The 24,483-nt window shown below is 66.4% G+C and carries 23 protein-coding genes; 11 read left to right on the top strand and 12 right to left on the bottom strand.

Annotated features, from left to right (window positions below; translation table 11 throughout):
- Positions 1-69: 69 nt before the first annotated feature.
- The gene (dusA, locus tag ACFFJ6_RS11905; RefSeq protein ID WP_378387885.1) at positions 70-1,062 is read left to right on the top strand and encodes a tRNA dihydrouridine(20/20a) synthase DusA; all 993 of its coding nucleotides are present in this window, start codon (positions 70-72) and stop codon (positions 1,060-1,062) included.
- An 8-nt stretch (positions 1,063-1,070) separates the two neighbouring features.
- Here the strand turns inward: dusA and ACFFJ6_RS11900 are convergent, their stop codons facing one another.
- The 4 genes from ACFFJ6_RS11900 to ACFFJ6_RS11885 all read right to left on the bottom strand — a co-directional run bounded on the left by ACFFJ6_RS11900 (position 1,071) and on the right by ACFFJ6_RS11885 (position 4,498).
- Entirely contained in the window at positions 1,071-1,601 is a 531-nt protein-coding gene (locus tag ACFFJ6_RS11900; RefSeq protein ID WP_378387883.1) for a TIGR02281 family clan AA aspartic protease, read from the bottom strand.
- Between the two features lie 10 nt (positions 1,602-1,611).
- A complete protein-coding gene (locus tag ACFFJ6_RS11895) occupies positions 1,612-1,818 on the bottom strand; it encodes a DUF1289 domain-containing protein (RefSeq protein ID WP_378387881.1) in 207 nt (68 codons plus the stop codon).
- A 45-nt stretch (positions 1,819-1,863) separates the two neighbouring features.
- Positions 1,864-3,456: a sensor histidine kinase gene (locus ACFFJ6_RS11890; protein WP_378387879.1), complete on the bottom strand. Its 1,593-nt coding sequence runs from the start codon at positions 3,454-3,456 to the stop codon at positions 1,864-1,866.
- A gap of 172 nt (positions 3,457-3,628) precedes the next feature.
- Complete coding sequence (locus tag ACFFJ6_RS11885; protein ID WP_378387877.1) at positions 3,629-4,498, bottom strand: NAD(P)-dependent oxidoreductase; 870 nt, start codon at positions 4,496-4,498, stop codon at positions 3,629-3,631.
- Between the two features lie 297 nt (positions 4,499-4,795).
- Here ACFFJ6_RS11885 and ACFFJ6_RS11880 point away from each other — a divergent pair, with 297 nt between their 5' ends.
- Positions 4,796-5,914, top strand: coding sequence for an Mrp/NBP35 family ATP-binding protein (locus ACFFJ6_RS11880; protein WP_378387875.1), 1,119 nt, complete (start codon positions 4,796-4,798; stop codon positions 5,912-5,914).
- Between the two features lie 204 nt (positions 5,915-6,118).
- A complete protein-coding gene (locus ACFFJ6_RS11875) occupies positions 6,119-7,207 on the top strand; it encodes a TRAP transporter substrate-binding protein (RefSeq protein ID WP_378387873.1) in 1,089 nt (362 codons plus the stop codon).
- A 298-nt stretch (positions 7,208-7,505) separates the two neighbouring features.
- Here ACFFJ6_RS11875 and ACFFJ6_RS11870 read toward each other — a convergent pair whose 3' ends face one another.
- The 5 genes from ACFFJ6_RS11870 to ACFFJ6_RS11850 form a co-directional block, all read right to left on the bottom strand.
- Positions 7,506-9,347 carry a TRAP transporter large permease gene (locus ACFFJ6_RS11870; RefSeq protein ID WP_378387871.1) on the bottom strand — a complete coding sequence of 614 codons (1,842 nt, stop codon included), beginning with the start codon at positions 9,345-9,347 and terminating at the stop codon, positions 7,506-7,508.
- A gap of 38 nt (positions 9,348-9,385) precedes the next feature.
- The gene (locus ACFFJ6_RS11865) at positions 9,386-9,976 is read right to left on the bottom strand and encodes a TRAP transporter small permease subunit (protein ID WP_378387869.1); all 591 of its coding nucleotides are present in this window, start codon (positions 9,974-9,976) and stop codon (positions 9,386-9,388) included.
- Positions 9,977-10,148: 172 nt separating this feature from the next.
- Positions 10,149-11,180, bottom strand: a complete 1,032-nt coding sequence (gene moaA / locus ACFFJ6_RS11860; RefSeq protein ID WP_378387867.1) for a GTP 3',8-cyclase MoaA — start codon at positions 11,178-11,180, stop codon at positions 10,149-10,151.
- Positions 11,181-11,281: 101 nt separating this feature from the next.
- On the bottom strand, positions 11,282-11,734 hold the full coding sequence (locus ACFFJ6_RS11855) for a PEGA domain-containing protein (protein WP_378387865.1): 453 nt from the start codon (positions 11,732-11,734) through the stop codon (positions 11,282-11,284).
- A 142-nt stretch (positions 11,735-11,876) separates the two neighbouring features.
- A complete protein-coding gene (locus tag ACFFJ6_RS11850; protein ID WP_378387863.1) occupies positions 11,877-12,551 on the bottom strand; it encodes an HAD-IA family hydrolase in 675 nt (224 codons plus the stop codon).
- A 140-nt stretch (positions 12,552-12,691) separates the two neighbouring features.
- Between ACFFJ6_RS11850 and rpiA the strand changes: the two genes are divergently transcribed.
- From rpiA to ACFFJ6_RS11810, 8 genes are all read left to right on the top strand, one after another.
- A complete protein-coding gene (gene rpiA, locus ACFFJ6_RS11845) occupies positions 12,692-13,390 on the top strand; it encodes a ribose-5-phosphate isomerase RpiA (protein WP_378387861.1) in 699 nt (232 codons plus the stop codon).
- A 23-nt stretch (positions 13,391-13,413) separates the two neighbouring features.
- Positions 13,414-13,923 (top strand): DUF2059 domain-containing protein, encoded by a 510-nt coding sequence (locus ACFFJ6_RS11840; protein ID WP_378387859.1) that lies wholly within the window; start codon positions 13,414-13,416, stop codon positions 13,921-13,923.
- A gap of 134 nt (positions 13,924-14,057) precedes the next feature.
- Positions 14,058-15,443, top strand: coding sequence for a glutathione-disulfide reductase (gor, locus tag ACFFJ6_RS11835; protein WP_378387857.1), 1,386 nt, complete (start codon positions 14,058-14,060; stop codon positions 15,441-15,443).
- Between the two features lie 179 nt (positions 15,444-15,622).
- Positions 15,623-17,011, top strand: coding sequence for a class II 3-deoxy-7-phosphoheptulonate synthase (locus ACFFJ6_RS11830; RefSeq protein ID WP_378387854.1), 1,389 nt, complete (start codon positions 15,623-15,625; stop codon positions 17,009-17,011).
- Positions 17,012-17,151: 140 nt separating this feature from the next.
- On the top strand, positions 17,152-17,505 hold the full coding sequence (locus ACFFJ6_RS11825; protein ID WP_378387852.1) for a diacylglycerol kinase: 354 nt from the start codon (positions 17,152-17,154) through the stop codon (positions 17,503-17,505).
- Positions 17,506-17,549: 44 nt separating this feature from the next.
- Positions 17,550-19,304, top strand: coding sequence for an NAD+ synthase (locus ACFFJ6_RS11820; protein WP_378387850.1), 1,755 nt, complete (start codon positions 17,550-17,552; stop codon positions 19,302-19,304).
- Between the two features lie 148 nt (positions 19,305-19,452).
- Entirely contained in the window at positions 19,453-19,878 is a 426-nt protein-coding gene (locus ACFFJ6_RS11815; RefSeq protein ID WP_378387848.1) for a cupin domain-containing protein, read from the top strand.
- A 473-nt stretch (positions 19,879-20,351) separates the two neighbouring features.
- Positions 20,352-21,092 carry a helix-turn-helix transcriptional regulator gene (locus ACFFJ6_RS11810; RefSeq protein WP_378387846.1) on the top strand — a complete coding sequence of 247 codons (741 nt, stop codon included), beginning with the start codon at positions 20,352-20,354 and terminating at the stop codon, positions 21,090-21,092.
- Here the strand turns inward: ACFFJ6_RS11810 and ACFFJ6_RS11805 are convergent.
- The 3 genes from ACFFJ6_RS11805 to ACFFJ6_RS11795 form a co-directional block, all read right to left on the bottom strand.
- On the bottom strand, positions 21,089-22,426 hold the full coding sequence (locus ACFFJ6_RS11805) for an FAD-dependent oxidoreductase (RefSeq protein ID WP_378387844.1): 1,338 nt from the start codon (positions 22,424-22,426) through the stop codon (positions 21,089-21,091). The two genes, ACFFJ6_RS11810 and ACFFJ6_RS11805, sit on opposite strands and share 4 nt — an antisense overlap.
- A 108-nt stretch (positions 22,427-22,534) precedes the next feature.
- Positions 22,535-23,698: a DUF2865 domain-containing protein gene (locus ACFFJ6_RS11800; protein WP_378387842.1), complete on the bottom strand. Its 1,164-nt coding sequence runs from the start codon at positions 23,696-23,698 to the stop codon at positions 22,535-22,537.
- A gap of 186 nt (positions 23,699-23,884) precedes the next feature.
- Complete coding sequence (locus ACFFJ6_RS11795; RefSeq protein WP_378387840.1) at positions 23,885-24,193, bottom strand: hypothetical protein; 309 nt, start codon at positions 24,191-24,193, stop codon at positions 23,885-23,887.
- Between the last annotated feature and the right edge of the window lie 290 nt (positions 24,194-24,483).

Raw genomic sequence — 24,483 nt, 5'->3', positions numbered from 1 at the left:
CAAAAACGCCGCGAGATGGCGTAAGACAGCGGGGAGAAACGCGACCCACCTCAACCGGCCGGAAAACGTGTGACCAGTCAGGCATTTAGATTCTGTACCGCTCCGATGATGGACTGGAGTGATACGCACTGCCGCGTGTTCCATCGGCTGCTGACGAAGCGGGCGCGGCTCTACACCGAGATGGTCACGACCGGCGCGATCATTCATGGCGATCGGCATCGGCTGCTCGGGTTCGATCCGGCGGAGCATCCGGTCGCGCTGCAGCTCGGCGGCTCCGATCCGCGCGACCTCGCGACCTGCGCGAAGATCGGCGAGGATTTCGGCTACGACGAGATCAACATCAATGTCGGCTGTCCGTCGGATCGCGTGAAGGAGGGGCGGTTCGGCGCCTGCCTGATGGCGGAGCCGCAGCTCGTCGCCGATTGCGTCGCAGCCATGAAGGCCGCGGTGAAGGTGCCGGTAACGGTCAAATGCCGCATCGGCATCGACGATCAGGACCCGGAAGTCGCGCTCGACGCGCTGGCGCGCGCGGTGGTCGCCGCCGGGGTCGATGCGCTGATCGTGCACGCCCGCAAGGCCTGGCTGAACGGCCTGTCGCCGAAGGAAAACCGCGATATCCCGCCGCTCGACTACGATCGCGTCTATCGCCTCAAGCAGGCGATGCCGACTGTCCCGATCATCATCAACGGCGGCATCAAGAGCATCGCCGAGGCGAAGCTGCATCTCGCCCATGTCGATGGCGTGATGCTCGGCCGCGCCGCCTATCAGGATCCGTGGCGGTTGCTCGATGTCGATCCGGAGCTGTTCGGCGAGGAGCGGCCGTATCCGACCATGAAGGACGCGCTTGAGGCGCTGATCCCGTATATCGAGCGTCAGCTCGCGCAGGGCCTGCGGCTGCACGCGATCACCCGGCATCTGATCGGCGCGTATCAGGGCGTGCCCGGCGCGCGCGCGTTCCGCCGCTATCTGTCGGAATTCGGCGTTCGGCCGGATGCCGATGCCAGCGTGCTGCTGAAGGCGATGGTCGCCGTCACCGATAGGGCGTCGGCCGAGGCGGCCTGAGCGCGCGGCTACGGATAGCCGTGCAGCCGAAGCTGATCGGCGCGCACCTCCCAGCTCTCCAGCCGGTCGAGGAAGCTCATGCCGAGCAGGTTGGTCTTCATCTGGCCGCGCGGGACCACCAGGGCCGGCACCGAGCGCTCCACCAGCTTGCCGATCGCGATGCTGTCGAGCGACAGCCTCGCGGCGCGGGTGCGGCCGCCGACCGTGTCGAGATCGACGTTGTAATCGAGGATTTCCAGCGGCAGCCCGGCGGCCTTGGCGGTCTCGTAGGTGAGGACCACCGACGTCGCACCGGTGTCGATCACCATCGGCGCGCTGACGCCGTTCACCTTGGCGCGCACCGCGAATTCACCGCCGGTGCCGCGCGGAATCTGCACCACCCGATCGTGAGCCGCCGCGGCCGTCGCCGCCGCCACCCGCTTGCGCACCATGGTGGAAACCGCGTCGCCGGCGTCGGAAATGCGCTTCGGATCGCCATAGGCCACGACCGCGCCGGCGGTGCCCAGCAGCACGGCCAGGACCAGCAGCAGCCGGCTCACGTGGCACCTGTCAGCGCGCGGGGGCCGGGCGCGGCTCGGGCGGTTCGAGCCCGGCTTCGGCCATCCGTGCCGGCAGCGCCGCCATGATGGTGAGGCGCTCGTCGCGGTCGAGGCGATGCCAGCGTGCGATTTCCGGCAGGGTGCGGCCGCAGCCGAAGCACAGGCTGGTTTGCGGATCGATCAGGCAGACCGCAATGCAGGGCGTTTCGATGCTCATAGCCGCTAGTGACGGACATTGGATGATTTCCGCAAGTCCCCATCGCTACAATCCGGTGCCGGCATTCATGATCGGCTTGCCGCGTGCGCGGCTGCGATCGTCGGTTTCGGTGAGGCTCGGCTGCAGCGGCGCTTCGTCGGCCATCGGCGCGAGCGCCGACATCACGCGCTCCGGCGGGAAGGTGACGATCACCTCGGTGCCGATCCGCAGCTTCGACTTCAGCGTGAAAGTGCCGCCGTGCATGTCGATCAGGCTCTTGGCGATCGGCAGACCGAGGCCGGCGCCCTGTTCGGCGGATTTGATCGAATTGGAGCCCTGGCCGAACGACGCCAGTACGATCGGAATTTCCTCTTCCGGAATTCCCGAGCCGGTGTCCTTGACGCTGAGATACTGCCCGCCGGACGCGGTCCAGCCGACCTTGAGCCAGATCTCGCCGCCCTGCGGCGTGAACTTGATCGAATTCGACAACAGGTTCAGCACGACCTGACGCACCGCGCGCTCGTCGCCCCATAGCCGCGGCATGCCCTGCTCGAATACTTCGTGGATCGTGATGCCGCGGCTGCTGGCGCGCAGCTTGAGCAGGTGATGGCAGTCGCTCACCACGTGCACCAGCGAGATCGCTTCCTCATTGAGTTCGTAGCGGCCGGCTTCGATGCGTGACAGATCGAGGATTTCGTTGATCAGGTTGAGCAGGTGGACGCCGGAATTGTGAATGTCGCCGGAGTAATCCTTGTAAACCGGAACGGCGTGGCCGCCGAAGATCTCGCTCTTCATCACCTCGGAGAAGCCGAGAATGGCATTGAGCGGCGTGCGCAGTTCGTGGCTCATCTGCGCGAGGAATCGCGATTTCGCCACGTTGGCGGCCTCGGCGCGGTGACGCGCCTCGTCGGAGATCGCCTTCGACTGTTCGAGTTCGCCGATCAGCGCGTCCTTCTCGGCGCGCGCCTCCAGCGTCGCCAGCGTCGTCGAATGCAGGCGATGCGACAGCAGCGCGAAGCACGCCTCGGCCGCGACCGTCAGGGCCGCCAGCACGTAGCCGTCGAGCGTGCCGCCGAGCGCGAAGTTGAGCGCGATCGCGCAGGTCACCGGAACGGTCGCCGCCAGCGCCGCGATCGGCAGGCTCGCCGCCAGCATGCTGGAGACAGCGACGACCAGCAGCATCAGGAACATCAGCAGCGTGTTGGAGACGGTGCTCAGTCCCAGCGGATGAACCAGGATGGAGGTCCAGCCGAGGCCGTAAAACAGGTCGAGGATCACGAAGCGCCGGTGCCACGACCGCGTGCTCTGTGGCGACGCCGGCTCCTGCAGGAAGCGCTTGCAGCCGCGGATCACCACGGCGTGGATGGAGAGCATCGCGACCGCCCAGACCGCCGCGGTGATCGGGTCGATCCAGAACCCGAACAGCGCGCCGGTGGCGATCACCAGCAGCATGATGACGAAGGAGGCCGACAGCCGGGTCTGGGCGTATTGGCGGATCAGTTCATGATCGAAGGCGGGGCGGGTGCCGCTGGTCGAAGTCAGCCGGTCGCGCGCTTCGCGTACGCGCTGAGCGGCGGCGCGCCGGTTGCGGGCCGGGGCGACCACCGGGTCCTCAGCCGGAAGCTGGAAAACTTCGGGCTTTTCGGTGGACTCACTCATCACCAACACGATTCCAGCGCAAAAAACGCGCGCAGTTACATCAGCCTATATCTGGCGAGAAATCCTTAAGAGTAGCCTTAGAGGGAAAGATATTCCGGTTAACGACGTGCTAACGATCGCGGTTACCGGAAGGTAAACACCGCGATCGTCGGCATGGTGTGGATGGCGCGCCTCAGCGCTCCAGCCGGGCCAGCAGGCTGGAGGTGTCCCAGCGGCGGCCGCCGAGCTTCTCGACTTCGGCATAGAAGGCGTCGACCAGGGCGGTGACCGGCAGGCTGGCGCCGTTGCGGCGGGATTCGGCGAGGCAGATCGACAGATCCTTGCGCATCCATTCGACCGCGAAGCCGAAATCGTATTTGCCGTCGTTCATCGTCTTGTGCCGGTTCTCCATCTGCCAGGACTGCGCCGCGCCCTTCGAGATGGTGTCGATCACCGCGTTGACGTCGAGCCCGGCCTTCTTGGCGAAATGGATGCCCTCCGACAGGCCCTGCACCAGTCCGGCGATGCAGATCTGGTTGACCATCTTGGTGAGCTGGCCGGAGCCGGCCGGGCCGAGCAGCTTGCACATCCGCGCGTAGGACGCGATCACCGGCTCGGCACGCGCATAGGCGGCCGGATCGCCGCCGCACATCACCGTCAGCACGCCATTTTCGGCACCGGCCTGTCCGCCCGACACCGGCGCATCGATGAAGCCGAAGCCGGCCTTGACGGCGGCAGCATCCAGCTCGCGCGCGACCTCGGCGGAAGCCGTGGTGTGATCGACGAACAGCGCGCCGGCCTTCATCGCCGCGAAGGCGCCGTCCGGGCCGAGCGTCACCGAGCGCAGGTCGTTGTCGTTGCCGACGCAGGCCATCACGAAGTCCTGACCCGTGGCGGCCTCGGCCGGCGTCGCCGCGGTCTTGCCGCCGAACTGATCGGCCCACGCCTTGGCCTTGGCTGGCGTGCGGTTATAGACGGTGACCTCGTGGCCTCCCTTCTTGACGAGATGTCCGGCCATCGGAAAACCCATCACGCCGAGACCGAGGAAAGCGACTTTGGCCATGTCTGTACCCTTCATTGCGCGGCTTGAACGAAGCGCCGGATAGATGAATTGAGGGAGCGGGCGGCCTGATGCAGGCCGGCGGCAGGGGCTGCAGCATAGGCCGCGAGGTTTGGCGGGCAAGAGGCCGACCGGCGATTTGTCGAGCGCGCATGGGCGACGCTGTCTTGCACTGCAGCAGGCTCATCGGCGCCGCGAGGCGCGGCGATCACGCCGCCGCGACGTGCCCGGTCCAATTCCGGCCTTGAACCGCGCGGTGCCATGTGATCGTTGAGGGCCGACCGGCGGAGGAGATTTGCATTGAGCGTCACCCAGCAACAGATTCGCGACAGCCTGGCCAAGGTGGCGACCCCGCGCGGCGTTCCGCTGATGCAAGCGGACGTGCTCTCCGAGATCGCCGTCACCGACGGCAAGGTGTACTTCTCGATCAACGTCGACGCCGCCGAAGCGCGGGCCTGGGAAAGCGTGCGGGCCGCTGCTGAAGCGGCCGTGCGCGCGGTTCCCGGCGTCGTCAGCGCGCTTGTCGCGCTGACCGCCGAGCGCAAGCCGGGCGCCCCGCAGCCGCAGCGCACCGGCGTCGCGCCGGCCTCGGCGCATCGTCCGGCCCCGACGGGAGGCGCTCAGTCGCCGATGTCCAAACAGGCGGAGATCCCGGGCGTCCGCGCGGTGATCGCGGTGGCGTCGGGCAAAGGCGGCGTCGGCAAGTCGACCACGGCGCTCAACCTCGCGCTCGGGCTGCGCGATCAGGGGCTGCGGGTCGGACTGCTCGACGCGGATATTTACGGCCCCTCGGTGCCGCGGCTGACCGGCATCCACCAGAAGCCGGAACTCGACGAGAGCCGCCGGATGATCCCGATCAAGCGCTTCGGCCTGTCGGTGATGTCGATCGGCTTCCTGGTCGACGAGGAAGCGCCGATGATCTGGCGCGGGCCGATGGTGATGTCGGCGATCACCCAGATGCTGCGCGACGTCGATTGGGGCCAGCTCGACGTGCTGGTGGTCGATATGCCGCCCGGGACCGGCGACGCCCAGCTGACGCTGGCGCAGAATGTGCCGCTGAAAGGGGCGGTGATCGTTTCGACGCCACAGGACCTCGCGCTGATCGACGCGCGCCGCGGCCTCGCGATGTTCACCAAGGTCGACGTGCCGGTGCTCGGCATCATCGAGAACATGAGCTACTTCATGTGCCCGCATTGCGGCACGCGCTCGGACATCTTCGGGCACGGCGGCGCGGCGCACGAGGCCGAGCGACTCGGCGTGCCGTTCCTCGGCGAGGTGCCGCTGCACATGGAGATTCGCGCCAGCTCCGATGCTGGCACGCCGGTGGTGGAGAGCGAGCCGAACGGTCCGCACGCGGCGATCTACCGGACCATCGCCGGCAAGGTGCGGGATCGGTTGAAAGCGGCCGCTGCAATCTGACGCAGCTTGGGCGCGTCCGGCCGGCTGTTCGCGCTGGCCTTGGATTCGACTTTGGTTGAATCTGGACTATCCGGCCGCCGGCAACGTTTCCGCCGCTGACCAATCATGATAGAGACGCACCACCAATCGGCTTCGCACGGATATATTCTTATCCGCCGACGCAGCCGGGAATCCGGGAAACGCCGGCAACCAAGGAGATGCCTTATGAAGCGTCGTGACTTTCTGAAAGTATCAGCAACCGGCGCCGCGGTCGCGGCAGTGGCTTCGCCGGCGATCGCGCAATCGTCGCCCGAAGTGAAGTGGCGGTTGACCTCGAGCTTCCCGAAGTCGCTCGACACCATCTATGGCGGCGCGGAGTATCTCTCCAAGCAGGTCGCCGAGATGACCGACAACAAGTTTCAGATCCAGGTGTTCGCCGCCGGCGAAGTCGTCCCGGGCCTGCAGGCGCTCGATGCGACCTCGAACGGCACCGTCGAGATGTGCCACACCGTATCCTACTACTATGTCGGCAAGGATCCGACCTTCGCGGTGTTCGCCTCGGTCCCGTTCGGCCTCAACGCCCGTCAGCAGAACTCCTGGCTGTATCAGGGCGGCGGCAACGAGCTCGCCAACGAATTCTACAAGAAGCACGGCGTGATCGGCTTCCCCAGCGGCAACACCGGCACCCAGATGGGCGGCTGGTTCCGCAAGGAGATCAAGACCGTCGCCGACATGAGCGGCCTCAAGATGCGCATCGGCGGCATCGCCGGTCAGGTGCTGCAGAAGGTCGGCGTGGTGCCGCAGCAGATCGCCGGCGGCGACATCTACCCGGCGCTGGAAAAGGGCACCATCGACGCCGCCGAGTGGGTCGGTCCCTATGACGACGAGAAGCTCGGCTTCCAGAAGGTCGCGAAGTACTACTACTATCCGGGCTTCTGGGAAGGCGGTCCGACCGTGCACGCCTTCGCCAATCTCGAGAAGTTCAACGCGCTGCCGAAGAGCTACCAGTCGATCCTCGCCAACGCGGCGGAAGCGACCAATACCTGGATGGCGGCGCGCTACGACATGCAGAACCCGACCGCGCTGAAGCGGCTGGTGGCGAGCGGCACGCAGCTGCGTCCGTTCTCCAACGAAATCCTCGACGCCTGCCTCAAGGCCACCAACGAGCTGTGGGGCGAGATCTCGGCGAAGAACCCCGACTTCAAGAAGGCGATCGACGCGATGCAGGCCTATCGCTCGGATCAGTATCTGTGGTGGCAGGTCGCCGAATACACCTACGACAGCTTCATGATCCGCTCGCGCACCCGCGGCTGATCAAGCAAGCATCGTTACCAAACAATCAGCCCGGCCTCCGCGAGGAGGCCGGGCTTTTTTTGTTGCCTACAGGTCTGTCTGAATTTGATCCGGCCTTCATTCTGAGAGACCGTGCCGACGGTGGAGCTCAAGGCGCTTGTTGGTCTCCGCGGCGTCTCAGCCCGTCATTGCGAGCGGAGCGAAGAAATCCACCGCCGTGCACCGATCTGGATTGCTTCGTCGCGGAGCCTGTGCCCGGACGGCGCGAAGCGCCGATCCGGGTGCTCCTCGCAATGACGGCGAGGGCCTCGTGCCCCAATCAGAACTTCGGCGGCCCGAAGTCGAGCTGCGGGGTTTCCATCTGCGGGATGTCGATCTGCACCTTGGACGGATCGACCGTGCTGGCAATGCCTTTGTAGTGCATCACCATGGCCGGGAAGGTGATCACCAGGCCCACCATGATCAGCTGAATGATCACGAACGGCACCGAGCCCCAGTAGATCTGGCCGGTGGTGACCGGCTCCATCCGCTTGCCGCTGACCCGGTCGATGTAGGATTCCTTCGGCGCCACCGATCGCAGATAGAACAGCGCGAAACCGAACGGCGGGTGCATGAACGAGGTCTGCATGTTGACGCCGAGGATGACGCCGAACCAGATCAGGTCGATGCCCAGCTTCTCGGCCGGCGGGCCGAGCAGCGGAATGACGATGAAGGCGAGTTCGAAGAAGTCGAGGAAGAACGCCAGCACGAACACGAAGGCGTTGACGAAGATCAGGAAGCCGATCTGGCCGCCGGGCAGCGACACCAGCAGTTCCTCGACCCAGCGATGGCCGTCGACGCCGTAGAAGGTCAGTGAGAACACGCGGGCGCCGACCAGGATCATCACCACGAAGGCCGACAGCTTGGCGGTCGCTTCGGTCGCCTGACGCGTCAGGTCGAAGGTCAGCCGGCCCTTCATCAGCGCCAGGATCACCGCGCCCGCGGCGCCCATCGCGCCACCTTCGGTCGGCGTCGCGACGCCGATGAAGATGGTGCCGAGCACCAGGAAGATCAGGCCGAGCGGCGGCACCATCACGAACACGACCTGCTCGGCGAGCTTGGAGAGCAGGTTCAGCCGCGTCACCCGGTTGATCACCGCGATCACGAACGACATCGCGACCGTCACCGACATCGTCAGCACGACGTAGTCGGCGCCGCCTTTGACCTCGGTGAAGCTCATCGCCACGATGCCGACCGCGGTGGACAGCGCCACCACGAGATACAACGACATCGTCAGGGTGCGGATTACGCCGATGAACGGCCGGAACAGCACGGCGAGCAGGATCACGAACCAGAAGCCCTGCATCACCAGCTTGGACAGGCCGATCTTGGCGAAGGCCGGCATGCTCCAGTCGAACAGGTCGAGATGCACGGCGAAGAAGTACGCCGTGGCGGCGGCCGAGATCGCCGCCAGCGGCATGATCAGCGGATGGCGGGCGGTTTCGGGCTCGCGCAGCGTCTGCGCTTCGAGCGGCAGGCCGGGCGCGGCCTGCGGGGCTAACACCGTGACCAGGAAGATGTAGAAGGCATACAGCAGCGACAGCACGATGCCGGGAATGAACGCGCCTTCGTACATGTCGCCGACCGAGCGGCCGAGCTGGTCGGCCATCACGATCAGCACCAGCGACGGCGGGATGATCTGCGCCAGCGTGCCGGACGCGGCGATGATGCCGGTGGCGACGCGGCGGTCGTAGCCGTAGCGCAGCATGATCGGCAGCGAGATCAGGCCCATCGAGATCACCGACGCGGCGACCACGCCGGTGGTGGCGGCGAGCAGGGCGCCGACGAACACCACCGCATAGGCGATGCCGCCGCGGATCGAGCCGAATAACTGACCTATGGTCTCGAGCAGATCCTCGGCCATGCCGGATCTCTCCAGCACAAGCCCCATGAAGGTGAAGAAGGGAATCGCCAGCAGGGTGTCGTTGTTCATCACGCCATAGACGCGATCCGGCAGCGCCTGCATGAAGTCGGGGCGGAACAGTCCGAGCTCGATGCCGATGAAGGCGAATAGCAGGCCGTTAGCAGCCAGCGAAAAAGCGACCGGGTAGCCCAGCAGCAGAAAGATCACCAGGGAGCCGAACATGATCGGCGCCATGTAGTGGATGAACATTGCGGTCATTCGACCCGGTCCCCCTCAGACAATGACCACAGTTCGATTTACGGCTTGTCGCCGGTGATGTTCATCACCAGCCGCTCGGCTTCGAGCTCGGCGGCGTGCGCCGAACTCTTGGCGTTGCTGTCCGGGATGGTCCCGGCCAGCATCGCGGCGCGTTTGATGATTTCGGAAATGCCCTGGATGATCAGCAGTACGCAGGCGATCATGATCAGCGACTTCGCCGGCCACTGCGGCAGGCCGCCGGCGCTGAACGACTGCTCGTTCTGGCGATAGGACACGAGGAAGAAGGGGATCGACCACCACAGCAGGATGATGGCGAACGGCATCAGGAAGAAGACGTGACCGATCATGTCGATCCAGCCGCGTACCTTCAGCGGCAGGGTGTGATTGATGATGTCGATCCGGATGTGTTCGTTACTCAGCAGCGTCCAGGGCGAGCACAGCAGAAACACGATGCTGAACAGCACCCATTGCAGCTCGAGGAAGGAGTTCGACGACATGTCGAGGAGTTTGCGGATGATGGCGTTGGCCGACGAAATGATCACCGCGACCACGATCAGCCATGACAGCCAGCGTCCGACCAATGTGTTGAACGCGTCGATCTTCCGGCTCAGTGCCAGCAAAGCCTGCAACGGTCGACTCCTCCCGCATGGCCCTGATCATGCAGTGTTCGATCCTGCACTTGCAGCCAGGGCGTGAAACGGGGGCACCATTTCAGCGCGTACGCATGCCGTCAATCGGAATTTGGCATTCCGATGACGTATCAAAAGGTTGAGGTGAAATAACGAGCAGGCCGCCGGGCGATCAACCGCCGGTGACGCTCATGTGGCGGCTCACGCTCGGCCTGTTGTGCTTGCGGTCGATAATGAAATCGTGGCCCTTCGGCTTGCCGCCGATGGCGCGGTCGATTGCAGCATTGAGCAGGTCGTCGTCGGGCGACGCGCGCAGCGGACGCCGCAGGTCGGACGCGTCTTCCTGGCCGAGGCAGGTGTGGATCGTGCCGGTGCAGGTGATCCGCACCCGGTTGCAGGATTCACAGAAATTGTGGGTGAGGGGGGTGATGAAGCCGAGCTTGCCGCCGGTTTCCTCGACGCGGACATAGCGCGCCGGACCGCCGGTCGAATCGGGCAGATCGCTCAGCGTGTAGTTGTTGGCGAGCCGGGCGCGGACCAGCGACAGCGGCACGTATTGATCGATGCGGCCTTCGCCGACCTCGCCGAGCGGCATCACCTCGATCAGCGTCAGGCCCATGCCGAGGCCGTGTGCCCACCGCATCAGCGCCGGGATCTCGTCCTCGTTCTCGCCCTTCAGCACCACGGCGTTGATCTTGACGGCGAGACCGGCGGCGAGCGCGGCGTTGATGCCTTCGAGCACGCGATCGAGATCGCCCCAGCGGGTGATGGCGCGGAACTTGGCCGGATCGAGCGTATCGAGCGAGACGTTGACGCGGCGCACGCCGCAATCGCGCAGCTCGGCGGCGAAGCGGGCGAGCTGCGATCCGTTGGTGGTCAGCGTGAGTTCGTCGAGCGCGCCGGAATCGAGATGGCGCGACAGCGAGCGCACCAGCGACATCATGTTGCGGCGGACGAGGGGCTCGCCGCCGGTCAGCCGCAGCTTGCGGACGCCCCGGGCGATGAAAGCCGAGCAGAGACGGTCGAGTTCTTCGAGCGTCAGCAGATCCGCGCGCGGCAGGAAGGTCATGTCTTCCGACATGCAGTACACGCAGCGGAAATCGCAACGATCGGTGATCGACACCCGCAGGTAGCTGATCGTTCGACCAAACGGATCGGTCATCGCCGATCCCCCAGCGCGCGGGGACATCACATCACTGATCATTCGCGGCCCTGTCAGACACGCCCGCACCATGGCGGGCGTTCGACTTTATATTTAGGCATGATCAGGGCGGCACACAATCGCATCGTGGGCCGCAGCGCCCGTCAACGTGCGGGTGCGGCAGCCGGGGCCGGGAACGGCGAGCCTTCGGCAGCCGGCGCGGCCGCGGCGGCCGCCGGCTTCGGCTTGCGCACGCGCTTGGCGGCCTTCTTGCGGGCGGGCTTCAGCGGCTGCAACTCGGCGACGACCGGGTTCGGCGTCGCGGTCACGGTCGCGGAGGTCGTGAAGTCGCCCGGGTTGACCACCACCTGCACCGGAACGGTCGCGGGCTGGAACTTGTCGAGGCTGAAGGTGACGCTGAAATCGTTACCGGGAACCGTGATCGAGCACGGCGTCTTGCAGCTTTGGCCGGAAGAGGCGAGCGCCTCGGCACCCGGCGGCGTCGATTCGAGCTGGACGGTCGTGGTCGGCGGAGCCGACTTGAACGCGTCGAACGACATGGAAGAACAGCCGGCAAGGCTCAGACCTGCCGCAGCGATAACGACGAGACGACGCATGGATACCCACCCTTGGTGCGGCTAACAGCCACAGCCCCCGGCGGGACCATAAAAGGCTCGGCGGGCGCATGCAACTGCCCGCTCCGCAATCTTAAGTATTGGTTAACGTAACTTGCCGCGCAGACCGTGTGGCCCACCGGCCTCAGACGGGCAGCAGCCGGGTCACCGCCTGCGGCAGGTCGCGCATGTGGCCGACCACGACGTCCGGATTGAGCTCGGCGATCGGAACCTCGGTGTAGCCGAATTCCACCCCGATCACCGGGACGCCCGCGCGGCGGGCGACGCCGACATCGGGACCGGCATCGCCGACCATCACGGTCGCGGCAAGGCTGCCGCCGGCCTTGGCGACGGTCTCGCGCAGGATGGTCGGGTCCGGCTTGGCCGCCCCGAACGTATCCGCGCCGCAGATCGCGGCGAAGCGGGAGCTGAGGCCGAGCTGGTCGAGCAGCAGCTTCGACAGCCATTCCAGCTTGTTGGTGCAGACCGCAAACTGGTAGCCCTGACCCGACAGGTGGTCCAGCGTGGCTTCCAGCCCCTCGAACGGGCGGGATTCGACTGCGATGTTGGCGGCGTAATAGTCGATGAAATCGACCGCCAGCCGGTTGACGTCGTCGGGGCTGATGACGCGGCCGTCGAGCTCCAGGCCGCGCTCGAGCAGGCGCCGGGCGCCTTGTCCGATCATGTTGCGCGCCTTGGCCAGCGGTACGGCGGGCATGCCTTCCCGGACCAGGATGTAGTTGAGGGCGTTGATCAGGTCCGGCGCGGTGTCGATCAGCGTGCCGTCCAGGTCGAAAACAACGGTGCGAACTGTGCTCATGGGATCAGCGCTACCGTTCCCAGCGGATTTCTGCAACCGGACGATGGGCGGCCGGGACCGGAATCCGCCCTGTTGTTCTCCCGCAAACGCCGCTAGATATGCCGCGCCCGCGGGGACTCGGGCGCGAGCGGGGGTATCCGATGGACAAGGAAAATCTGAAGCGGCAAGCGGCAGCGCGGGCCCTGGAAGAGGTGCGCAGCGGCATGAGGCTCGGCCTCGGCACCGGCTCCACCGCCAAGCATTTCGTCGAGCTGCTCGGCGAAAAGGTCCGCGGCGGGCTCGATGTCATCGGCGTGCCGACCTCGGAGGTGACCCGCGCCGACGCCGAGCGCTGTGGGATCCGGCTGACAACGCTCGATGAGATCGACCATCTCGACCTGACGGTGGACGGCGCCGACGAGGTCGATACGCGGCTCGACCTGATCAAGGGCGGCGGCGGCGCGCTGCTGCGCGAGAAGATCGTCGCGGCGGCATCCGATCGCATGATCGTGATCGCCGACGAATCGAAATGGGTCGAGCGGCTCGGCCGCTTTCCGCTGCCGGTGGAGGTGATCCCGTTCGGCCTCGCGGCGACGCGCCGGGCGATCGAAAAGGCCTGCGGAGATGTCGGCGCGGCGGGCGAATTAAAGCTGCGCGCTGGCAAGGACGGCCATGCTTTCGTCACCGATGGTGGCCACTGGATCGTCGATGCCCATCTTGGGCAAATCTCGGATGCTCCTCGCCTGGCCCAGTTATTGTCCGCGATTCCGGGCGTAGTCGAGCATGGATTGTTTATCGGCATCGCCGGCACGGTCGTGCTCGCGGGGGCCGAAGGAATTCGAACTGTCGAACGGGCGTAGCGCCCACATCCTGGAGAATTGCAATGAAGTACCTGTCGAAAGCACTGCTGGCCGCCGGCCTGTCGCTGGGCATCGCGCTGTCCGCGGGGCAGGCGATGGCCCAGGCGAAGCCGCCGACCCCGGCGGCGATCGCCGCCGCCAAGGAGATCCTGGAGCTGAAGCGCGCCAACACTATCTATGCCAATGCGGTGCCGAACATCGTCCAGCGCACCATGGACACCCTGATGCAGACCAATCTGAACTATCAGAAGGATCTCAAGGAAGTCGCCGAGGTCGTCGCCAAGAACATGGCCGGCCGCGAGAAGGAGATCGGCGACGGCATGGCGAAGATCTACGCGCAGGACTTCACCGAGCAGGAGCTGAAGGATCTGGTGACGTTCTACAAGACGCCGCTCGGCCAGAAGCTGCTGAACGAGGAGCCCAAGGCGATCGCCTCGAGCATGCAGTACATGAACCAGTGGGCGCAGACCTTCGCCGAGGAAGTCAACGGCCAGTTCCGCGCCGAGATGCGCAAGCGCGGCAAGGCGATCTGATCGACGGCATCTAATTCGTCATTGCGAGCGAAGCGAAGCAATCCAGCCGCGTGCACTGTCTGGATTGCTTTGTCGCTTCGCTCCTCGCAATGACGAGGGCGCTTTTCAGGCCGCACTCTCAGGGCGAACATGTCATGACCGACTTCGACACAGATCTGTTCGTCATCGGTGGTGGGTCCGGCGGCGTGCGCGCCGCCCGGATCGCCGCCGGCCACGGCGCCCGCGTGATGATCGCCGAGGAATATCGCTTCGGCGGCACCTGCGTGATCCGCGGCTGCGTCCCGAAGAAGCTGATGGTCCACGCCTCGCACGTTCACGACGAGATCCGCGACGCCGCGGGTTTCGGCTGGATCATTCCGGAAGCACGTTTCGACTGGCCGACGCTGGTCGCCAACATCGACACCGAGATCGCGCGGCTCGAGAAGATCTACGCCACCAATGTCGAGAAGACGGGCGCGCGGACCATCAAGGCGCGCGCCGTGTTCGAGGACCCGCATACGCTGCGGCTGTCGACCGGCGAGACCATCCGGGCTCAGCACGTGCTGATCGCCACCGGCGGCGCGCCCAACCACGGCACCATGATCCCGGGCATCGAGCACGTGATCTCGTCCAACGAAGTCTTCCACCTCAAGCAGTTGCCGAAGCGCATCCTGGTCCAGGGCGGCGGCTATATCGCGCTGGAATTCGCCTGCATCTTCGCGGGCCTCGGCAGCGACGTCACCGTGGTGTATCGCGGCGACAACGTGCTGCGCGGCTTCGACGAGGACGTCCGCACCCACGTCCGCACCGAGATGGAGCGGGCCGGCATCACCATCCTGACCGGCTGCACCGTCGCGCGGGTCGAGAAGCCGGGCGAGGAGTACATCTCGCATCTGTCGAGCCGCTCCAGTGTCGCGTCCGATCAGGTGCTGTTCGCGATCGGCCGTCACCCCAACGTCGCCAATCTCGGGCTCGAAAAGGCCGGCGTGGCGATGAATCCGGACAATGGCGGCATCGCCGTCGATGAGTTCTGCCGGACCTCGGTGCCGCACATCTACGCGATCGGCGACGTCACCCATCGGACCAACCTGACGCCGGTGGCGATCCGCGAGGGCCACGCGTTCGCCGACACCGTGTTCGGCAAGCGGCCCGTGCAGGTCGACTACACCAACATTCCGACCGCGGTGTTCTCGCAGCCGGAGGTCGGCACGGTCGGCCTCACCGAGCAGCAGGCCCGCGCGATGTATCCGCGCGTCGACATCTACCGGACCGATTTCCGCCCGCTGAAGGCGACCGTGTCGGGCAGCCAGATCCGCACGCTGATGAAGCTGGTGGTCGACGGCGCCACCGACCAGGTAGTCGGCTGCCACATCGTCGGCCCCGAGGCGGGCGAGCTGGTGCAGGTGCTGGCGATCGCGGTGAAGATGAAGGCCACCAAGGCCGACTTCGACGCCACCATGGCGCTGCACCCGACCGCCGCCGAAGAGCTGGTGACGATGCGGACGCCCACGGCCCGCTACGGCCTCGAAGCCGCGGAGTAGCCTCCCGGCGGCCCGGCCTGCGGCCGGCGTCCGTGATTGCCCGGAATTGATTTCCGCTGCCCACGCAACAGGTTGTAGTCTTGGGCGGATTTCCGTCTAGCGATTGGCGGGGAGGCTGTGTATAACGCGGCCGCCGCGAACCATTGTTAAGTCGTGGCTTTCCTTCAGGAGTTGGTCCCATGTCCGAGCGGTGGACACCCGATAGTTGGCGCAGCAAGCCCGTGCAGCAGATGCCGGGTTATCCCGACGCGAAAGCGCTTGCGGATGTCGAGGCCCAGCTCGCGACGTTTCCGCCGCTGGTGTTCGCCGGCGAGGCGCGCAACCTGAAGAAGCAGCTCGCCAGCGTGGCGGCGGGCGAGGCGTTCCTGCTGCAGGGTGGTGACTGCGCCGAGAGCTTCGCCGAGCACGGCGCCAACAACATCCGCGACCTGTTCCGCGTCTTCCTGCAGATGGCGATCGTGCTGACTTACGCCGGCGCATCGCCGGTGGTGAAGGTCGGCCGCATCGCCGGCCAGTTCGCCAAGCCGCGCTCGGCCCCGGTCGAGAAGCGCGACGGCCTCGAGCTGCCGAGCTATCGCGGCGACATCATCAACGACATCGCCTTCACCGAGGACGCGCGCGTGCCGGATCCGCGCCGCCAGCTCGAAGCCTATCGGCAGTCGGCCGCGACCCTCAACCTGCTGCGCGCCTTCGCCAAGGGCGGCTATGCCAGCGTCGAGAACGTGCATCGCTGGATGCTGCAGTCGGTCAGCGACAGTCCGCAGTCGAAGGCCTACGCGGATCTCGCCGATCGCGTCTCAGGCGCGCTCGATTTCATGCGCGCCTGCGGCCTGACCTTCGCGGTCGATAGCTCGCTCGGCACCACCGATTTCTACACCAGCCACGAGGCGCTGCTGCTCGGTTACGAGCAGGCGATGACCCGCGTCGACTCGACCACCGGCGACTGGTACGCGACCTCGGGCCACATGCTGTGGATCGGCGACCGCACCCGCCAGCTCGACCATGCCCATGTCGAGTACTTCCGCGGCATCAAGAATCCGATCGGCCTGAAGTGCGGCCCGTCGCTGAAGACCGACGAGCTGCTCAAGCTGATCGACGTGCTCAACCCCGAGAACGAACCCGGCCGGCTGACGTTGATCGGCCGGTTCGGCCACGAGAAGATCGGCGATCACCTGCCGGCGATGGTCCGCGCCGTGCAGCGCGAGGGGCGCAACGTCGTGTGGTCGTGCGACCCGATGCACGGCAACACCATCACCTCGAACTCCGGCTACAAGACCCGGCCGTTCGACCGCATCCTGTCGGAAGTGCGCTCGTTCTTCGCGGTCCACGCCGCGGAGGGGACGCATGCCGGCGGCGTGCATCTGGAGATGACCGGCCAGAACGTCACCGAGTGCCTTGGCGGCGCCCGCGCGATCACCGACGAAGACCTCAACAACCGCTATCACACCGCCTGCGACCCGCGGCTCAACGCCGAGCAGTCGATCGACATGGCGTTCCTGATCGCGGATCAGCTGAAGCAGGGCCGCGCCGGCAAGGTCAGTCCGCTGCCGGTGGCGGCTGGGCTGTAAGAGTCGGCCACCATCATCGATCTCTCTTCCGTCATGGCCGGGCTCGTCCCGGCCATCCACGCCTTACTTGGCGTCGCCTCCGAAGACGTGGATGCCCGCGACAGGCGCGGGCATGACGACAAATAGGGGCTGCGGGTCAGTTGCTGAGGTTCTGGCGGGCGACGATCAATTCGTGGCGCGGACTGAAGTTCGCGACCCGTTCCGAACAGGCGATCCGCGAGGAGCTGGTCGCGCTGGTGCTGGCCGTGCCGGCCGCCTGGCTGATCGGCGCAACGCCGGCGCGCCGCGTCGAACTCGTCGCGGTGGTGGCGCTGGTGATCGTGGTCGAACTGCTCAACACCGCGATCGAGAAGCTCGCCGACCGGCTCACCACCGAACACGACCCGCAGATCGGCCGGGTCAAGGACATGGGCTCGGCCGCGGTCGGCGTCGCGCTGGCGATCGCCGGGCTCCTCTGGCTGTTCGCGCTCGGCGAACGCATGGGCGTGTTCTAGCGCCGCCGATTGCGGACCGGCCAGGGGGCCGTTACATCTCGGGCATGACCGACACAGCCCGCTTCACCCTCACGCTCGCCCAGCTCAACCCGACGGTCGGCGATGTCGCCGGCAACGCCGACAAGGCCCGCGCCGCGCGCAAGCAGGCGGCGGCGGACGGCGCCGCGCTGATCGTCTTCCCCGAGCTGTTCATCGCCGGCTATCCGCCGGAGGATCTGGTGCTGAAACCGGCCTTCCAGGCCGCGTGCCGCTCCGCCGTGGAGGAGCTGGCGCGCGAGACCGCCGATGGCGGGCCGGCGATGCTGATCGGCTCGCCCTGGGTCGATAACGGCAAGCTGTACAACGCCTGCGCGCTACTCGATGGCGGCCGGATCGCGGCGATCCGCTACAAGGTCAATCTGCCGAATTACGGCGTGTTCGACGAGAAGCGGGTATTCGCCCGCGGCCCGGTGTCCGGTCCGGTGACGATCCGCGGCGTGCGGGTCGGCGTGCCGATCTGCGAGGACACCTGGCTCGAGGAATCCGAAGAGTACGAGAACGTCGTCGAGTGCCTGGCCGAGACCGGCGCCGAGCTTCTGATCGTGCCGAACGGCTCGCCCTATGCGCGCGGCAAGCAGGACCTGCGGATGTCTGTGTCGGTGGCGCGCGTCACCGAAAGCGACCTGCCGCTGGTCTATCTCAATCAGGTCGGCGGCCAGGACGAACTGGTGTTCGACGGCGCGTCCTTCGTGCTCAACGCCGATCGCACGCTGGCAGCGCAGCTGCCCGGCTTCGCCGAGAGCCTCACCACGCTGAGCTTCGCCAAGGGCGCGGCAGGCTGGCGCTGCGACGGTCAGGTCGCGCCGGTGATCGAAGGCGACGAGGCTGACTACGCGGCCTGCGTGCTCGGTCTGCGCGACTACGTGCGGAAGAACGGCTTCCCCGGCGTGCTGCTCGGCATCTCCGGTGGCATCGACTCGGCGCTGTGCGCGGCGATCGCGGTCGATGCGCTCGGCGCCGAGAAGGTTCGCGGCGTGATGCTGCCGTTCCGCTACACCGCGCAGATCTCGCTCGACGACGCGGCGCGGCTCGCGGGCGCGCTCGGCTTCAGCTACGAGGTGCTGCCGATCGCCCAGGCGGTCGAAGGCTTCGAGGCGATCCTGGCGAAGCCGTTCGCGGGGCTGGAGCGCGACATCACCGAAGAGAATCTGCAGGCGCGCACCCGCGGCACGCTGCTGATGGCGATCTCCAACAAGACCGGCGCCATGGTGGTGACCACCGGCAACAAGTCGGAAATGAGCGTCGGCTACGCCACGCTGTATGGTGACATGAACGGCGGCTTCAACCCGATCAAGGACATCTACAAGACCCAGGTGTTCCGGATGTCGAGCCTGCGCAACCGCTGGAAGCCCGACGGCGCGCTCGGCCCGGACGGCGAGGTGATCCCGGAAAGCATCATCGTGCGACCGCCGACCGCCGAACTCCGCGAAGACCAGACCGACCAGGACTCACTGCCGCCCTACGACATGCTCGACGGCATCCTCGAACGCTTAGTCGAACGCGAAGAGCCGCTGGCCTCGATCGTCGCCGAAGGTTTTGACAAGGACACGGTGGTGCGGATCGACCGGTTGTTGAACATCGCCGAATACAAACGCCGCCAAGCCGCGCCGGGCGTGAAGGTGACGCGCAAGAACTTCGGCCGAGATCGGCGCTATCCGATCACCAACCGCTTTCGCGACAAGGCGGAAGCGCTGGCCGAGCCGGACGAGTCGCTGCTGGTGCGGGCGGGTCGCGCGTCGAGCGAGGCGTTCGAGGGGTAGGAGACGGAGTAGTTGCACCGCAACCAAGCTCAGGCGGCTTGCTAACAGGCAGGTTGTATCGTCTCGCCTTGTTCTTTCCAGGGAGCCGCCGTTCTGCCAGACTTCTCCCACGCCCGCACAGACGGGCTTCAAGGGTTGGGAGGACGTCATGCTGACACGGAGAGGATTTGCGGCGGTCGCTGGCTGTGCGATCTGCAGCATCGCGGGGTTCGGGGCGACCGAGGCCTTCGCGCAGGGAGCCGCCGCCACGACCGCCAACGGCGTCACGCGCAAGATCCTGAGCCGCACCGATGGTCCGGCCGCGGGCTATGAGACGATTATCATGGACGTGACGCTCGATGCCGGAGCGACCGTCGGCCGCCATACGCATCCGGGGATCGAGTCGACCTATGTGATGGAAGGCGAGCTTGAGCTTCCGATCGAGGGACGGCCGACCACGATTGCCAAGGCCGGCGAGGCCTTCCAGGTCCCACCCAACACGCCGCACGCCGGCGGCAAACCGTCGACGGCGAAGACCCGGCTGATGGTCAACTACATCGTCGAAAAGGGCAAGCCGCTCGCTAGCCCGGCGTAAGGCCGCCGGACCACTCGCTTCGTTCGTCATGGCCGGGCTTTGTCCCGGCCATCCACGTTCTTGCGGGTGCGTTCCGAAATGGTGCTGCAGCGTCTAGTGACAAGCGCACGCAGGATGAGTGAAGCGCGCGCTGATGGTATTCGGCGCTGCTGAATTGCGAGCGCCTCGCGAGCCGGTCTCAAGGTACCGCCGTGATTGTGGTTCCGGACCGGCGCCTCGGCGGCAGATTCGTGGCGGGAGCGCCTGTTCGGATTGTGGCGGAGAACACCGTTTCGCCGCAACGAATTTTGCCGCCGCGCGCCGCTGCCACAGGTTTGCCGCATGGTTTTTTGGGTGGCTTATCGGGGCATTCGCGGTCCCCGCGACCTTGCAGCGGGGGCCGTGACCCGGTTTGATGACGGCGTCACAAACAACCGCGCCGTCGCCTCGCCCAGCACATCGGCGCGGCACGGGCAGACCACAGCGAGCCGTGAATGCCGATCCGCGATCCTGCCGCCATGGGCCTCGATCCGTCTCGACCTGCTACGCCTTTCGTGTTCGCCGAGGCCGCGCTGCGGTCGCTGCGGCCGGTCTTCGGCGCGAGCCGTGCGGTGTTCTCGGATCGACAGCGCGGCCGGCCGGGCGAGATGCACTTCATCAACTGGCCGTCCTGGTGCAAGTCGCATTACTGCGCCGAGGTACGCGCCCGCGATCCGATCCGGACCTGGCTGGACGGCGGTGCTGCATCCCGAGATGACGGCGTCGCGCGGCTGTCCGAACTGATGCCTGCGGCGCGGTCTGATGAACCGCTGCTGAGTGATTGCGGGGCGGCGTTCGTGCTGACGCTGGCGCTGCGCGACCGCAACCGGATCGTCGGCGCTCTGAGCTTGGTCCGCGATGCCAGCCGCGGCGATTTCAACGAGCGCGACCGCGGGATGGCGGTGTCGTTGCTGCCGCTTCTGGAAATGGCGTATGGCGGCGTGGCGGCGCGTCTCGACACGGCGCAGCGACCGGCTGGCGATGATCCACTGCGCGCGCTTACGCCGCGCGAAAGCGAAGTCGCGAGGCTCGCTGCGGCAGGCTATTCCAACAAATCGATCGCCCGGATGCTCGATATCAGTCCGTGGACGATCAAGAACCAGATGCGCGCGGTGCTGGACAAGACCGGCACGCGCAATCGCACCGAGCTGAGCGCGCTACTTGGATCGCGGGCCAGCGCGGACGACGCCCGTTAGTTGCCGCGCGCGATCAAATCCTCCGCGGCCTTCAGCCCCGACCAATGCGCCTGACCGACCGTGCTGTTGGTGAGGTAGTCGCCGCAGAACGCGACGCGCGGCATCGGGCCGAGCTCGAGAAAGCGGCGCAGGCCGCGGATGTAGCCCTTGGGGCGCTTGCAGATCGCATCGGGCTGACGCGAGATGAAGCTGTCGATCACCCGCGTTTCGGCGAGCTGGGGCAGGGCGTCGACCACGTCGCTCCAGGCGATCGTGAGCAGATCCGCCGTGCTGGCGTCGGCATGCTGCCGGCAGCCCCAATCCTTCCACTGCGAATGGGCGAAGGTCGTGCCGTCGCCCATGTCGGTGAAGCGCAGATTGCCGGTGCGGCGGAAGCCGTCGGCGGCGGGCAGCAAGTAGGTGTCGAGAAGATCGCCTTTGGGCCGGTCGAGCAGATAGTAGACGATGTGGTGGCCGGCGTAGTCGACGCCGTCGAAGAAGCGTCGTCGCTCCGCATCGAGCCCCGGCATCAGCGCCGACACCTTGTTGCCCGGCACGGCCATCACCACTGCGTCGCCCCGAACGGTCTCACTGCCGCCATTGCTGATCGCATCGACTTCCACGCCGTCCGCGCGGGTGCGAACTTCGGCGACGCTGCAGCCGAGCCGGAGGTCGACGCGCGGATCGGCGGCGAGGCTGCGGCCGAGCTCCCAGGTGATCCGGCCGGCCCCGCGCTCCTTGAAGCTCCAGATCTGATCGCCCGACCAAGACAACCGTCCGGCCGTGCTCCAGGCCGTCCAGGTGAGCGAGAAGTCGTCTTCGCCATAGCCGCAGAACATCGCGACGCACGGCTCGAGGAAGTAATCGACGAAGGTCGGCGAGAAGCGCCGGAAGTACTCGCAGGCGTTGACGTCGTCGAACGCCGCCGCGCTGGTGATGTCGCGTGGATCGCCGTTCATGGCGATCTGCGCCAGTTTCGGCAGCGTTGCCAGCAGACGGGTTTTCTCGGCGAAGGGGATATACGGATGCTTGGCCGCCGCAATCAGGTCGAAGGCGCCGAAGCCGACGTTCTGTTTGCGCTTGACCAGCACGTTCCAGCGGTGCGCGGCCGCCAGGTCGGCGATGCCGTCGGGCTTGTCGATACCGAGCTTGCGGGCGAGATCGCCGAGGTTGGTTTCGGCGCCGAGAAAGGCGAACGCGCCGGTGACGGCCCACACGCCGTGCCACAGCACGGAGCGGCAACGCCCGCCCGGCTCGGTGTCCTGTTCGAGCAGCACGACCTCGTGGCCATCGTCACGCAGCCGATCGGCCGCGCCCAATCCGGCAATGCCGCCGCCGACAACGATGACCCGCATGCTGCGCCTCCTCTGACATCGCGAGAGAGGCTGCAGGCTGGAGCATGGCGACGCGAGGGACCATAGCCCCGATGGGCTATGTGGCTCGTCGTCTGCGACCGGGCCGGCTTAGCGCGTGTTGGGCAGGAAGGTCGGGCCAACGGTGCGGATCTTGTTCGGATCGGTCGCGGGCGCGCCCGGGTCCGGTTGCGCGGCGGCGCCGTTGGCAGTGGCCGGAGCGGGGGCCGCGCCCTTCCGGGCATTGGCGCGCTGCGCCGGCGGCAACGCCATGCGCTTGGCGCTCTCTTCGGTGACGATGATGTCGCCGTGTTCGCGCGCGGACGTATCGTCGACGCCCTTCAGCGCGTCGGCCCAGCTCTGGTTCGCCGCCTTGCAGGTGCACGCCGGATCGAACGACTGCCGATAGCGGAAGGCTGCGGGCAGCGACGTGTAGGGCTGGCCGCTGATCGACACCGCGGAGTTCATGTCCTGCCCGGGATTGCGATACGCATACAACGCGGCATCGGAGGCCGGGCACAGGCTCTTGCAGGTCTTTTCGTCGTCGGCGAAGCGGGCCGGGACGGTGGCGAAGGAGATCGGGAAGTAATAGCCGTCGCAGGTGCGCACGCAGACGGTGCGGAACGTGCCGCCGTCGGTGTTGAAGTCGGGCAGCGGTGCGCCGGGGGCGCCCGGCGCTGGCGACGCGTTGCCGCCGAACAGGTTGTTGAGGAAGCCTCCGCCGCCCTGCTGCGCGGCCGCGGCGTATTGCGGGCCGCAATTGTTCTGCGCCAGCGCGGTCAGCACCGAGCGGCGCTGATTGTCACGGTCGGACCCGCCGGGCCCGCCGGAGCGCAGGCGCTCCAGGCTCGACGTCATCTGGTCGAGATTGCCGCGCATCTGCTGGATCTGGTTGTTGACCGGACCGCACTGCGCCGACTGGCCATTGAACAGCGAGAAGAAGCCCGAGCTGTCGCAGCCCATCCGCTTGGCCTGCATGGTGACGCGGTCGAGTTCGCCCTGTTGGCGATTGACGGCGTCCTCGTAGCGACGGATCTGGTCGGCGCGCGCCGGGTCGCCGCCGCCGCGGTCGATCGAGGCGAGCTGCGCTTCGAGCCGCGGGCAGACCGGATTGACCGCGCCGCCCTGCTGGCCGCCGGGTGCCTGCTGATAGCCGGTCGGCGGGTAACCCTGCTGCGCCAGCGCGGCGGACGACAGCATCGCGGCAGCCGCCAGGACAGCGCCACTCAGCCACCGGCGGCGGATCAAACTCGCGGTCTCGAAGAAGTCGGGCATTCAGGAATTCCGGCGGATGGTGATCTCGGCGATCGGCCGAATCGTCTCAGCAAATCCGCGCGATCGATGCCGTCCGGCAATCGGTTCAAGCCGCGACGGTTGCGGGTCTTCTACCGGCTTCTCGCGGCATCGTCACGTCGTTTCCGGGGCGTCTCTGTGGCGAAACCCCAGGCATTTTCGCGCAGTTCAGCGCTGGCAGGTGATCGCCACATACTCGTTGCAACCGCCTCGGCCGCAGGCAAGACCCGCGGTCTTCGGCACCGCGCCGGTGATCTCGTCGGGATCGACCCGGCGATAGGCGAGAGCCTGGGCGAAATCCCGCGCTTGGCAATAGGCAAGGGCCGCATGGGCCCCGCAGCTTTCGCTCTTCGCCAGACACTGATCGATGCCATAGCCGTCCGGCTGGTTGGCAACGATGAAGACGCGGCTGTCGGCCACGGCGGCCGACGCGGACAGCAGCGCCGAGCAGGCAAAAAGAGCGGGAAGGAGCTTCATGGGACACCGGTGAGCAAGGGCGCCGAGCCCCGATCAATAATCGGGAAATGGTAAAGAATCGTTAACCATGGCGAGGAGCCGTGGCGCTGGGCGTTAGGCGCCGATCATGGCCAAAATCGGCCGGGACCGGGACTTAGGGCGTTTGCCGGGCTTGACGTGCCCCGGCGGGCTGGCCATGGTGCGGGAATGAACGGTCTTTTCTCGATTTGTGGCATTTGCCGCGAGATTACGAGCTAGCTCAACGCTGGCTGAGGCCGTCTTTTCTCTCATGAGATCACTGGACGCCCGGC

It is taken from the genome of Rhodopseudomonas telluris, from assembly GCF_042432815.1.
In the GTDB taxonomy this organism is placed as follows: domain Bacteria; phylum Pseudomonadota; class Alphaproteobacteria; order Rhizobiales; family Xanthobacteraceae; genus Rhodopseudomonas; species Rhodopseudomonas telluris.
Note: the sequence above shows the minus strand (reverse complement) of the source record. Positions and strands in the feature narration are given on the sequence as shown.